The following is an 11,336-nucleotide window of genomic DNA, read 5'->3' as shown; positions in this document are numbered from 1 at the left end:
TTATAATTTTTGTTGCTTCTCTTCTTTATCTATCATATAAGAAATAAACAAACCCAAACCACCAAAAAGTGTAATTAAAGAGAAGTAAACAGCCTCATTTTCAGTATTTCCCCACTCGTTAACGTTGTTAACAAAAACAGTTCTATCTAAAACAAAAGCTAAGAATAAACCTAAACCAGCACCCATTAACAATAAAGCTAGCTTTAAATAATAGTTAGATTTTGATTCTGGCTTTTCTGGTATCGGGTTTAACCCTCTTTCTATCAAAGCCATTCTTTCTTTATTGGTTAAGTATCTCCAACCAAAAATTACCGCAAAGCTTCCTATAAATATGGTAAGCGGAATTAAGATGTCTGCATTGTTCATAATCTTGTATTTAATGTTTTAATAATTTTGTTAAATCTTATTGTTTGGAAGCTAAGACTACATCGTTTTTAAAGAGGTTACACCAAATTAAAATTTTTATGATGCTTATTTTTCAAAGATATTTTAATTTACCTGTAACCTAAAGCTTACAAGGCTTGTCTTAGCATCAACACATGCAACAAGAACTAACAGACATAGCTATTATAGACGCGGTATTAGCCGGAGACCAACAAGCCTATGCGCTTTTGGTTAAACGCTACCAACGCTATGTTTTTACCTTGGCGTTAAGATTTACCAAGGGAAGAGAAGATGCTGAGGAAGTAGCTCAAGATTGCTTTGTGAAAGCGTTTAAGTATTTAGCTGGTTACGAAAGAAAAGGGAAGTTTACAACTTGGCTTTATAGTATAGTTTATACTACCGCCATGACTTATTTAAGAAAAAAGCAGGTTGATGTTCTTTCTATTGATGATGAAAACCATCAAAACGTTTTGGATAGTCATGAGGCAACACCAGATTTAAATACCGAGCGGAAATCAAGAGATTATTATTTAAATTTAGCTATAGAAAGTTTGTTGCCAGATGATACCAGTATCATTACCTTATTTTATAAAGGCGAGCAATCTTTAGAAGAGATAGCTCAGATAATGGGTATAGAAGCTAACACAGCCAAGGTTAAGTTACACAGGGCTAGAGGCCGACTTAAAATTAAGCTAGAACAACTTTTAAAAAGCGAAGCGGAGGACTTAATATGAAAAGTGCAGAAGAAAAAATTTGGAATTATATAGATGGTTTATGTAGCCAGGAAGAGGCTTTAGAAATAGAGCGATTGCTACAAGAAGATATTGCTTTTCAAAATCTTTATCAAGAAATTTTAAGTTTTGATGAAAATCTTAAACTAACAGATTTGGAAGAGCCTTCTATGGGTTTTACCTTTCAGGTGATGGATAAAATAAGACTACAAGCGCAACCACTATCACTAAAAGCACAAGTTGATAAAAGAATAATTTACGGTATAGCGGCATCTTTTATATTGATACTGGGCTTTATTATGGCTGTAGCTATCGCTCAAACCAATTGGTCTGCCTCAAGCGGTTATTTTGATTTTAGTTTGAACTATGATGCTTTTAAAATTGGCGAAGGCTTTTCTAGAACGGCTATCCAAGCTTTCTTGTTTTTTGATATCATCATGATGCTTTTAACTGCCGATTATCTTCTCAGAAAAAAATCCAAATTAAGCTAAAAACCTATCTTTTAACTCCGGTGTAGGAACCATACAATGGTCATCCTTTCCAAACCATTTATAACGGTTTTTAGCAATAATATCGTAAACAAAATCTCTTATAAATTTAGGGATGATGATGAAGATACAAGCAGCTTTCCAAAAGCCATTTAATTGCGATGCTATTTTTAAAGCAGCAGTAGATTTGGTAAAAACACCCTTTTCTGTGAGCAATATTACCGAGCTTAGTTCTTTTACAGAAATATCTTTTGTTAAAAGTTCTTGTTTAGCAAAATCAGACTGTAAAGCAGCAAATCTAAATTTTGCATATTTATCATGCTTGATGATAAACTGCACAAAACCATTACAGAGGTTGCAAACACCATCAAAAAAAATTACAGGTTTATCTGTCATATCAAAATCTAAAACAAAAAACCTGTAGAGATTTTTCTTAAGAAAGCGTAGCTAAAACGGTAACACCGCCTTTAACCTTATCTCCAAGGTTTACATTAACTTGGGTTCCTACAGGTAAAAAAACATCAACCCTAGAGCCAAATTTTATAAAACCAAACTCTTTGCCTTGCTCTACTTGGTCGCCCTCTTTTACATACCAAACAATTCTACGAGCCAAAGCACCAGCTATTTGTCTAAATAACACAGGTACGCCATTACTGTTTTCAACAACAACCGTAGTGCGTTCGTTATCTGTAGAAGATTTAGGATCCCAAGCAACCAAATATTTTCCAGGGTGGTATTTAAAGAATTTTACAATACCGCTTATTGGGTTTCTGTTTACATGTACATTAATGGGCGACATAAAAACAGATATCTGAAGTCTTTTATCTTTAAAGTACTCGTTCTCTTGTGCTTCTTCTATCACTACAACTTTACCGTCTGCCGGGCAAATAATTTGGTTTTCTCCTAGAGTTAAACTCACCACCGGATTTCTAAAGAACTGTAAAACGGTAATGAATAAGAATAGCGATACTAAGTACCATAGCCAAACAAACCAAGTTACTTGTGGTAGGTAATAATTGATAAGGGCATTAGTAACAAAAACAAATAGTACAGTTAATGCAATAGAGGTATATCCTTCTTTGTGGATGGTCATTTTTTTAAATTTTTATCAAAACTACTAATAAGTAATCAAATATATGTAAACGAAAACAACAGGGGCAGAAAGTAGTAAACCGTCAAAGCGGTCTAACAAACCGCCGTGGCCGGGTAATATTTTTCCAGAATCTTTAATTTCTATACTTCTTTTAAACATAGATTCTACCAAATCTCCCATCGTACCAAAGCAAGAAATAAGCGTTGCCATGGTTACCCAGTGTAATAAATTATATGTAGTAAAGTATTGTGCCAGAATACATGCCACAGCTATACTTGTAGCAACACCGCCAAAAAAGCCTTCCCAAGATTTCTTTGGAGAATGCCTCTCAAAAAGACGTTTTTTACCAAACTTAACACCAAAAATATATGCTCCGGTATCGTTAGCCCAAAGCATCAGAAAGAAACCTAAAGCCAATTGATAATTATAAGAGCCAGAAATAAAGGCAATACTGTGGAAAAAATAAAAGGTACAATAGTGTAAAGCAGCCCCAAAAAAGTATAAGCAATGTTACTAAACGGGATTTTAGATTTTTTATAAAGTTCTCTTACAAAAATCCCAAAAAATAAGGGGATATTAATTAATAACCATTTGGTTTCAAACTGTATAAAATATCTGCCAGCAACAGAAGCAAAAATAATAAGCGCAGCTATGTATCCGATAGATCTGTGTGGTCTTATTCCGGTAGTTTTAACTAGGGAAAAGAACTCCATCAAGCAAATTAAACTTAGGAAAATATAAAATCCTGTAAAAATATAAGGCCCTAAAAATATGGAGCATAGCATGATAAGGATAAAAATAACTCCAGTTATAGCTCTGGTCTTCATAATATTTAGGGAATTTTTAAATTAAAGGTCGTTTTGGATAATAATTTCTAAAGCTTTATCAAAGTTAGATTGGTGAATATAAACCTCAACCTCGCCAAATTTATAGGCGGTGTCTTGTTTATTCATCAAAACAGCTTCTATTTCATGATCAACTAGTACTTGCCTCACTATTTCAGATTTCATAAACTGATGTGAAGTATAAATTTTTACCCAAGTACTATTCATAAATATCTATTTGATTGTTCTTTTTACTGTCTTGATAAAACTTGATGAACAAAACTAAGGTAATTATCGCACTTAATAAATATCCCCATATTTGAAATGTGTCTGTTCTCTCAATTTCATCAATACTTTTACCTTGTAATTGTAGCACATAGGCCATGGTAACGGCTAAACCATTATTAAGAAAATGAGCCCAAATAGCTAACCAGAGGCTTTTACCCCACCATAAAAAGTATCCAAAAAGTACACCCAAAAGCATCCTAGGGAAAAAGCCAAAAAACTGTACATGTATAGCACTGAAAATAATTGCACTTATCCAAATGGCAACATGTGGGTTATAAAACCATTTATAAAATATATTTTGTAAAGAACCTCTAAATAAAAGTTCTTCGCCTATAGCGGGTATTACAGCTATCATCAAAAGGTTAAATAAATAATCGCTAAAGCTTTTCATCACCAAAAGCTGTTTAGTTAAAACGGCTGCTTGTTGCTCTTTTTCTCGCATCCATTGTTCTAAACCTTTTAAAAAATCTGGTAAAACCATTTTTTGGTTTGCGGCGTTTATCAATTCAAGAAAGGGTAACCCTAAAACCATAATGGCTGTAACAATAATGAGTAATTGGGGTGTTTTAAGCGGATTATAAAAGTGATAATAAGATTTTATAGGTTGCTTGGTTGCCAAAGCAAAAGTTAATGGGCCGGCAATAAAAATGCCTAAAGAGCTAGAAATTTGTATCGTTCTGATGAAATTGATATCCATATTGCTTTCATCACCAGTTAAAAGTATAGAGCAATTGTTACCGGTTAAGCTATAGATAATAATGCCAATAACGCTAAATACAAGTCCACCAGCAATAACATAAAGTAGTAAATAAATTAATTGTAGAGCTGGGTGTTGATGTGTTGACTTTTGCATGTCACTCATAATTAAGGATATTTAGTAAATTTGCGTTCAATTTAATGATTTGATTTTTAAATGTCTGTTAAAATAGGAAATATAGATTTAGGTGATTTTCCATTGTTGCTTGCGCCGATGGAAGACGTGAGCGACCCACCATTTCGTTTTGTTTGTAAACAAAACGGAGCAGATATGATGTATACAGAGTTTATTTCCTCGGAGGGTTTGATAAGAGATGCTGCCAAAAGCAGACAAAAATTAGATGTTTTTGAGTATGAGCGCCCTATCGGGATACAGATTTTTGGTAGCGATATAGAGCACATGCGTGAAGCTACAGAAATAGCTACACAAGCAAAACCAGACCTAATTGATATCAATTACGGTTGTCCTGTAAAAAATGTGGCTTGTCGTGGGGCTGGTGCAAGTTTATTACAAGATATAGATAAAATGGTGGCCATGACAGCCGCTGTTGTTAAGGCTACGCATTTACCTGTTACAGTGAAAACCCGTTTAGGTTGGGATGATAATACCAAAAACGTTTATGAAGTAGCAGAACGCTTGCAAGATGTGGGTATTAAAGCTTTAACCATACATGGTCGTACGCGTTCTCAAATGTATAAAGGCGTTGCCGATTGGACATTGATTAGAGAAATAAAAAGAAACCCGAGAATACAAATTCCTATTTTTGGTAATGGCGATGTTGATTCTCCTGAAAAAGCAGCCAATTGGCGCCTAGAATATGAGGTAGACGGAATTATGATTGGCAGAGCAGCCATTGGTTACCCGTGGATTTTCAGAGAAATAAAACATTTCTTTGAGACAGGTACTTACCTAGATGGGCCAACCCTTAATGAAAGGGTGGATGTTTGTACTACGCATTTGAAAAAGTCTATCGAATGGAAAGGGCCAAAAACAGGTATTTTTGAAATGAGAAGGCACTACGCTAACTATTTTAAAGGCATACCAAATTTTAAAGAATATAGAATGAAACTGGTAAGCTTAGAACGCGTAGAAGATATAGAAGACGTACTATATGAAATTAGAAACAAATTTGATACAGTAGCGGTCTGATTTTTGATTTTATGTTTATAATCTCTAAATTGTTAAAAAATTAAAGAAATGGTAGCGCAAATAACCGACGGAGTAAAAGTTTCTGTTGAAACCACCTACCAGCCAGAATACTCAAATCCGGCTAATGAGCATTTCATGTTCGCTTATAAAATTAGGATAGAAAATCTAAGTCATTATAGCGTACAGCTCATGAGCAGACATTGGAATATTTTTGATTCTAATGGCACAAAAAGAGAGGTAGAAGGAGAAGGTGTTGTAGGGCAACAGCCCATTATAGAGCCAGGAGGCATGCATGAATATGTTTCTGGTTGTAATTTACAAACAGATATGGGCACTATGCATGGCAGCTATGAAATGCGTAGATTGGTAGATGATGAAGCTTTAACCGTTTTAATCCCAAAATTTGCATTGATTGCCCCTTTTAAACTGAATTAATTTTAATCGTTAATAAATAATCAAAGCCTCTTCATATTTTTTGGAGAGGCTTTGTTTTTTAGACGGTTATCATCATAGCCCAGTTAAAACCCTGGGCTATGATGATAATGCCATTGTTATGAATTTATCCAAAAAAACAATGATGTTTGTCTTCCTCAACAAGTTTCGTAAAATCTTGTAAATACTTTACTGTTGGGTTAGGAGAATAACTATGCCATTTCAAATCGGCCTTCATCCAAAACACTTTCCAGTTATTTTTTGCTTTTACAAATGTTGTCTTTGCAAACGGATGTTCAAGAATAATTTCGGGTTTGTTCCATTGAGGTCTAATTTCAAAAACAATAATGCTTTGATCTTCAATTTTGTACCCAATATCTAATTGGTTTCTGATATGTTCAGGAGGTCTTTTTTTGTAAGGAAGTTTTCCATCACTTCAATAATCTCCAATGTTTGTAAAGTGTCAATCGCCATTTACAATTCTAATTAGGTTGGCCCGTGTAATATAGCCCACGGTTTAAACCGTGGGCTATGATGGTCCTATGATATTTCGTTAATGGTTTTAACCATTTTTTATGATGTTCTATATACATCTATGTTTTAAACCTTAGGCTAAAATGGTTCAATGATGTTTCAATCATTATCAAGCCCATATAATTTCAAAAACTCATCATATTCCTGCTCAAAAGTTTTCTTTTTGTGATGTTGTTTTTGGTTTTTTATGTAATGTAAAACTTTGTCAACAACAGATTCTGAAACGGAATATGCAGCATAACCGGTTTGCCAAGCAAATTTTTCAATAATTAGATTGTTTTGATTAATAAAATGCGAGCTGCTTCCTTTTATCTGTTTAATTACATCTGCGATTGATTTTTGTGGATTTAGTAAAAATAAACAATGGATATGGTCCGGCATTCCATTAATGACTCTTACAGGGCAGCTTTGCTCACGAAATTGCTCTGAGATAAATGAATATATTCTTTGTTCTACCGTTAATTCAATTAATGGTAATCTATTTTTGGTAGACCAAATGGCGTGTATCCATATTTTATTGAAAGAATGCGGCATATTCAATTCTTTTATACTTGTTATAATAAACCGTTGAAACGGTTATTGTATTGTTCTCATAATTTATAGCCCATGGTTTAAACCGTAGGCTATGATAGGTATTTATGTTTAATTAATGGATTTATCCATTTCCCTCCACAATTTTTATCTCATCCTCTGTCAACTCGTAAAGCTGATAAACCAATTGGTCTATTTGGTTTTCTAAATCGGTAGTGTCGGCGGATGGGTTTTGTTTTTTTGTTTCAATAATTTTATCAAGCAAATCACAAATTTCTTTGTCTTGCTTTTCATTAGGTATTGGAATTCTTAATGGATTTAATGCTTGTACACTAATTATTAAATCACCTGTACCTGTTTTTGGTGAAAGTCTAAAAAGTTCTTTGTTACATATTTTTGAATTTAAAACTGCGGCTAAAAATTTCACTTTTGAGCCAGTTGCAATACAAGTGCTATCTAGGCAGTATGCTCCACTTTCATCATAGCAAAAGCGTAGGATTGAGCCAATTCGTTTCCAGACTAATTTAGGCTTTTCAAAATCTTGCCAAAACGCAATATTATCTTGTGTTTCAAACCATTTATGAGATGTTTTTTTTCGCGAACCTTTCTCTCCTGTTTGATGTATCGTTTTTCCAAATGATAATAAATAGTCTTTTATTGCAGTATAATTTTCAATATCAATTTTCTTGCTTGGAAAAGTCCCGATAACCCAATTTACAATATCACCAGCAACATATTTCTGAATGTCTCTTCCTCTAAGTAATGGGGTAATAATTTCTCCTGACTTTGGGTCAGCTTCAATTAGTTCGTTTTTCTTTGCTTCATCAATAATAAATGCTTCGTTGTAGCCAGTTTTTATCCCAAAGTTTATTGTTATATCCCATTCACTTAACGGAGCGCCGTTTGTATTAATCTTTTGAATAATGGAAAGCCATTTTGGATTATCGAAACTCCATACCTCCTCTGTTAATGCAACAGCGGGAAATTCAGCAGCATTGATTTTAATGTAGTTATCAAAATCTAACGAAACGTTATCCTCTTTTAAAACTTCTTTAAAAACAAGTTTGCCTTCATCGCTTGGCTGTTTTTTAATAAAACCAATAATGGCGGCGTCTACGGTAGCTTCATCAAAAATTGGTTTACCACCAAAGTCAATGAAATGAGTCATTTCTGTTTTTTCAGATAAAAACTTACGCATCAAATTTCCATAACCAGCTCTTGTGAATTTACCTGAAATAATAAATTGGAATGTTCCGTTGCTTCTAAGAATATTATGACTTAGCTCTACAAAGTATGTGAGCAAATCAGCTAAAGAATGAAATATTTCAAATCGATTTTTTAGATAAGGTTTTAATTCAGAAAACTCTTCTTGTCTTATATAAGGCGGATTACCAATAACCACATCAAAGCCCACAAAATCGCCATCATCATTTAGCACTTCAGGAAATTCAAAACGCCATTCAAAAGCGTTTTCAAAAATCTTGTTGGCTTTTATTTCTTCAATTTTTGAACTTATTTCCTCTATTTCTTTTTCAATTTTTTGTTGTTCTGCCTTCCGTTTTTTCTCAATGTTTTTATTTGCCTTTCCATAAGGGGTTTCGGGTTCAAAAAGAAATGTTCCTGTAAAACGATGATACAGTTCACTCGCTAGTTTATCTAAACGTTTTTTAAGTGGGCTATTCATTCGTATTTCAGAAGAAAAATTTTGCTTTATCTCTAATATCAATTTCTCCATTTCCCTTTTCTGCTCTTTATTTTCGGCATTACGGTAAGTGTCTACTGCTATACGGTAGCTATCTATATTCCACTTGCTTTTCTTTAAGGCTTGTTTCAAGTCGGCATCAATAGCAAAACGGCTTACTAAAGAGTTTCCGCATTTGATGTTGATGTCAATATTGGGTAGGGTTTCTAATTCCCATAGCCCACGGTTTAAACCATGGGCTATGTCGGTTTTATAATAGGCATTTTTCAAAAGCTCTATCCACAAACGTAAACGGCATATTTTAACCGAGTTGGGGTTAATATCTACCCCAAAAAGGCATTTTTCTATAATGCTTTGCTTTTCATGAAAAAGCGTTTCTTGTATGCGTTGACTTTCTTTATTGTTGGGGTTATACTCAAAAAGTTCTCCTTCTTCGTCGGTTACTATCAGCTCATCATTTACTACTTCTACTTGATATTCTTTCAGGCGTTTTTCATCACGGTCTTGTAGAATTTTCAAGTCGTTTTTAACGGCAATCATTTCATTAAGTGCCGAAACTAAAAAGTGCCCAGAACCAACAGCGGGGTCACAAATTTTAATACTATCTACAATCTCATTGGCTTCTTTGCGGTCTTCAATTTTATCGTAAAGTTCTTCAAGTGTTGTGCAGTTCCATTGTTTGGTATCGTTAAATTTCTGTACAACGGCTTTCCTAATGGTTTCACGGCACATATACATGGTAATAAAGCCAGGCGTAAAAAACGAACCATCTTTGTAACCATTTATTTTCTCGAAAATTAAGCCAAGAACAGAAGCGTTAATCAGTGTTTTATTGTCTTCTTGTATTTCTTCGCTGCCTTCTGCTCCAAATTCATAGGCATCTAAAAACTCAAATAAATATTGGAGGGTAGCTATGTTTCCAATGCGTTTTTTCCCTTGCTGGTCTTTTAGTACCGTTTGCGAAAAAATGGGTATGGTTTTATCATCTTTCAGATTACTGATAAATAAAGTAATCTGCTCAATATCGGTGGGCTCAAAAAGTGAAGAATTAAGATAAGGTATTTTTTCAAACTCCTTTTTAACATCTTCATTACGCTGGTCGTACTTACGGGCCAATACCTGAAAAAATAAGCTATTTAGATCATCATAGTTTTTAATCTTTTCAAGACTTAGAAAAGAAAAGGATTTATCGCCTTTATTATACGTTATCAGTTGGGCTTCTAGCAACTTCAAAAACAAAATTCTGTTTATCCAAGTGATAGAAAGCTCTAAGGCAACATTAAAAAGTCTTTCTTGCTGTGTATTACCAAACTGGTTTGGTTTTTCTAATCTGCTAAGTTTGTCTAAGCTATCAAGCTGAATGATGGCATCTTCAAGAATAGTTCCTGTATTGCGTTCTCCTTCTTTGTTTCGTTCAATTAGTTTTTTGCTTCCTTCTTTGGTTTCGGTTAAACCGATGATATGCAGTAGCTCACTATAAAATCTTTTGTCAAGGCTGTTACTATCGTTGGTAAACGGAAGTTTTAAAAGATGCTCTGGTGAAAGTAATTTGAATAAAGCAATCAGCGCATTATCATCTGCTTTATCGTTATTGCGCAAAGGTTTTTGATAATCCTGAATATTGAAGTAGGTAAATTCAATTTCAGAAGTGATACTTTCTATAAACGGCTCGGCAATTTCTTTATAAAACACATCTGTTGATTTCTTGCTAGCTTCAAAGTTTTCAAATTGTTTAACAAATAATTTGTTTTGGGCAAAAAGCCTTTCAAAAAGATGCTCATCAAAAATGAACCATTCGTTAATATTTGTAGCTACTAAGTGTTTTATTTCAAGATTTTTATGGGTAATTCTTTCTCGTAAATAATATAAAACCAATTCCTGAAAAGCTTTAGCATTCAGTTTTTTGGTACTTATCATTTCTACTTTATTAGTTGGTTTTTTAGCTTCTATAATTACACCAACTGTTGTGTTTGCGTTGGGCCCGTTATGTATAACAAGGTCATTCCTACCTTTGGTATTTATAAAATGGTTTGGGTCGTAATAAGTCTTCTTAAAAAAGTCTGAGATTAAATTTTTATGAAACTCTTCGCTTTCTGTATCGTTTGTTCTGTCAAGTAAAGTAATAAGATTCGTCTTGAAACCTTCAATTTCAGTCCTGTTAGGTTTTACTTTTAAGAAGGCTTTATTAAGCGCCTTTCTGGGTTTCAGTTCTTTTAAATTCATTACTATTTATATTTTTTCAGTTGGTTAAGATATGTTTTTCAGTTATAGATTTTCTTAGAGCTTTGCTAGTATAATTTCAGCATATATTTTGGTCTAAAATAGAAGAAAATCCAGAAAAATTATCCTCTATTGTTAAATATAAAAACAACGAATTAAATTTAATCACCAACTCTTTTATTCTTAAATTAAATTGGTCCTTA

14 protein-coding genes are annotated in these 11,336 nt (G+C 33.5%); 4 read left to right on the top strand and 10 right to left on the bottom strand.

All coding sequences use genetic code 11. The features are described from left to right. On the bottom strand, nucleotides 1-366 hold the full coding sequence (locus tag FYC62_RS13865; RefSeq protein WP_149075363.1) for a DUF6249 domain-containing protein: 366 nt from the start codon (nucleotides 364-366) through the stop codon (nucleotides 1-3). A gap of 173 nt (nucleotides 367-539) precedes the next feature. On the opposite strand from FYC62_RS13865, the gene FYC62_RS13860 reads away from it, so the two are divergent. Both FYC62_RS13860 and FYC62_RS13855 read left to right on the top strand, forming a co-directional pair. Beyond that, complete coding sequence (locus FYC62_RS13860; RefSeq protein WP_039452385.1) at nucleotides 540-1,118, top strand: RNA polymerase sigma factor; 579 nt, start codon at nucleotides 540-542, stop codon at nucleotides 1,116-1,118. Further along, nucleotides 1,115-1,606, top strand: coding sequence for an anti-sigma factor (locus FYC62_RS13855; protein WP_149075362.1), 492 nt, complete (start codon nucleotides 1,115-1,117; stop codon nucleotides 1,604-1,606). Before FYC62_RS13860 ends, FYC62_RS13855 begins: the two co-directional genes overlap by 4 nt. On the opposite strand, the gene FYC62_RS13850 is transcribed toward FYC62_RS13855, so the two are convergent. The 6 genes from FYC62_RS13850 to FYC62_RS13830 form a co-directional block, all read right to left on the bottom strand. After that, the gene (locus FYC62_RS13850) at nucleotides 1,598-1,999 is read right to left on the bottom strand and encodes a thiol-disulfide oxidoreductase DCC family protein (RefSeq protein ID WP_149075361.1); all 402 of its coding nucleotides are present in this window, start codon (nucleotides 1,997-1,999) and stop codon (nucleotides 1,598-1,600) included. The two genes, FYC62_RS13855 and FYC62_RS13850, sit on opposite strands and share 9 nt — an antisense overlap. A gap of 37 nt (nucleotides 2,000-2,036) precedes the next feature. Further along, nucleotides 2,037-2,696 carry a phosphatidylserine decarboxylase family protein gene (locus FYC62_RS13845; protein WP_039452375.1) on the bottom strand — a complete coding sequence of 220 codons (660 nt, stop codon included), beginning with the start codon at nucleotides 2,694-2,696 and terminating at the stop codon, nucleotides 2,037-2,039. A gap of 24 nt (nucleotides 2,697-2,720) precedes the next feature. Next, the gene (locus FYC62_RS18060; RefSeq protein WP_317131495.1) at nucleotides 2,721-3,113 is read right to left on the bottom strand and encodes a phosphatidate cytidylyltransferase; all 393 of its coding nucleotides are present in this window, start codon (nucleotides 3,111-3,113) and stop codon (nucleotides 2,721-2,723) included. Then, nucleotides 3,104-3,481, bottom strand: coding sequence for a hypothetical protein (locus FYC62_RS18055; protein ID WP_317131548.1), 378 nt, complete (start codon nucleotides 3,479-3,481; stop codon nucleotides 3,104-3,106). The genes FYC62_RS18060 and FYC62_RS18055 overlap by 10 nt, the downstream gene beginning before the upstream one ends. 63 nt (nucleotides 3,482-3,544) lie before the next feature. Beyond that, nucleotides 3,545-3,748, bottom strand: a complete 204-nt coding sequence (locus FYC62_RS13835) for a putative signal transducing protein (protein ID WP_039452370.1) — start codon at nucleotides 3,746-3,748, stop codon at nucleotides 3,545-3,547. Continuing rightward, nucleotides 3,741-4,661, bottom strand: a complete 921-nt coding sequence (locus tag FYC62_RS13830) for a CPBP family intramembrane glutamic endopeptidase (RefSeq protein WP_161792134.1) — start codon at nucleotides 4,659-4,661, stop codon at nucleotides 3,741-3,743. The genes FYC62_RS13835 and FYC62_RS13830 overlap by 8 nt, the downstream gene beginning before the upstream one ends. 60 nt (nucleotides 4,662-4,721) lie before the next feature. Between FYC62_RS13830 and dusB the strand changes: the two genes are divergently transcribed. Together dusB and apaG are read left to right on the top strand one after the other, a co-directional pair. Then, the gene (gene dusB, locus FYC62_RS13825) at nucleotides 4,722-5,714 is read left to right on the top strand and encodes a tRNA dihydrouridine synthase DusB (protein ID WP_149075360.1); all 993 of its coding nucleotides are present in this window, start codon (nucleotides 4,722-4,724) and stop codon (nucleotides 5,712-5,714) included. A 48-nt stretch (nucleotides 5,715-5,762) separates the two neighbouring features. Continuing rightward, a complete protein-coding gene (gene apaG, locus FYC62_RS13820; protein WP_026904256.1) occupies nucleotides 5,763-6,149 on the top strand; it encodes a Co2+/Mg2+ efflux protein ApaG in 387 nt (128 codons plus the stop codon). A gap of 124 nt (nucleotides 6,150-6,273) precedes the next feature. On the opposite strand, the gene FYC62_RS18255 is transcribed toward apaG, so the two are convergent. From FYC62_RS18255 to FYC62_RS13805, 3 genes are all read right to left on the bottom strand, one after another. Next, nucleotides 6,274-6,510 (bottom strand): DUF3024 domain-containing protein, encoded by a 237-nt coding sequence (locus FYC62_RS18255; protein WP_449406391.1) that lies wholly within the window; start codon nucleotides 6,508-6,510, stop codon nucleotides 6,274-6,276. Nucleotides 6,511-6,779: 269 nt separating this feature from the next. Beyond that, nucleotides 6,780-7,214 carry an IS200/IS605 family transposase gene (gene tnpA, locus FYC62_RS13810; RefSeq protein WP_149075359.1) on the bottom strand — a complete coding sequence of 145 codons (435 nt, stop codon included), beginning with the start codon at nucleotides 7,212-7,214 and terminating at the stop codon, nucleotides 6,780-6,782. Between the two features lie 121 nt (nucleotides 7,215-7,335). Beyond that, nucleotides 7,336-11,136: a class I SAM-dependent DNA methyltransferase gene (locus tag FYC62_RS13805; protein ID WP_149075358.1), complete on the bottom strand. Its 3,801-nt coding sequence runs from the start codon at nucleotides 11,134-11,136 to the stop codon at nucleotides 7,336-7,338. Between the last annotated feature and the right edge of the window lie 200 nt (nucleotides 11,137-11,336).

This window comes from Pedobacter aquae (assembly GCF_008195825.1).
Classification (GTDB): domain Bacteria; phylum Bacteroidota; class Bacteroidia; order Sphingobacteriales; family Sphingobacteriaceae; genus Pseudopedobacter; species Pseudopedobacter aquae.
This window is presented reverse-complemented; position numbering and strand designations above follow the sequence as displayed.

What these genes read in the sequence shown, in the direction of transcription:
- FYC62_RS13835 (WP_039452370.1), bottom strand. Translation starts at nt 3,748, where the DNA reads ATGAATAGTACTTGGGTAAAAATTTATACTTCACATCAGTTTATGAAA.
- FYC62_RS13830 (WP_161792134.1), bottom strand. Translation starts at nt 4,661, where the DNA reads ATGCAAAAGTCAACACATCAACACCCAGCTCTACAATTAATTTATTTA.
- FYC62_RS13805 (WP_149075358.1), bottom strand. Translation starts at nt 11,136, where the DNA reads ATGAATTTAAAAGAACTGAAACCCAGAAAGGCGCTTAATAAAGCCTTC.
- dusB (WP_149075360.1), top strand. Translation starts at nt 4,722, where the DNA reads ATGTCTGTTAAAATAGGAAATATAGATTTAGGTGATTTTCCATTGTTG.
- FYC62_RS13855 (WP_149075362.1), top strand. Translation starts at nt 1,115, where the DNA reads ATGAAAAGTGCAGAAGAAAAAATTTGGAATTATATAGATGGTTTATGT.
- FYC62_RS13860 (WP_039452385.1), top strand. Translation starts at nt 540, where the DNA reads ATGCAACAAGAACTAACAGACATAGCTATTATAGACGCGGTATTAGCC.
- FYC62_RS13850 (WP_149075361.1), bottom strand. Translation starts at nt 1,999, where the DNA reads ATGACAGATAAACCTGTAATTTTTTTTGATGGTGTTTGCAACCTCTGT.
- FYC62_RS13845 (WP_039452375.1), bottom strand. Translation starts at nt 2,696, where the DNA reads ATGACCATCCACAAAGAAGGATATACCTCTATTGCATTAACTGTACTA.
- apaG (WP_026904256.1), top strand. Translation starts at nt 5,763, where the DNA reads ATGGTAGCGCAAATAACCGACGGAGTAAAAGTTTCTGTTGAAACCACC.
- FYC62_RS18055 (WP_317131548.1), bottom strand. Translation starts at nt 3,481, where the DNA reads ATGCTATGCTCCATATTTTTAGGGCCTTATATTTTTACAGGATTTTAT.
- tnpA (WP_149075359.1), bottom strand. Translation starts at nt 7,214, where the DNA reads ATGCCGCATTCTTTCAATAAAATATGGATACACGCCATTTGGTCTACC.
- FYC62_RS13865 (WP_149075363.1), bottom strand. Translation starts at nt 366, where the DNA reads ATGAACAATGCAGACATCTTAATTCCGCTTACCATATTTATAGGAAGC.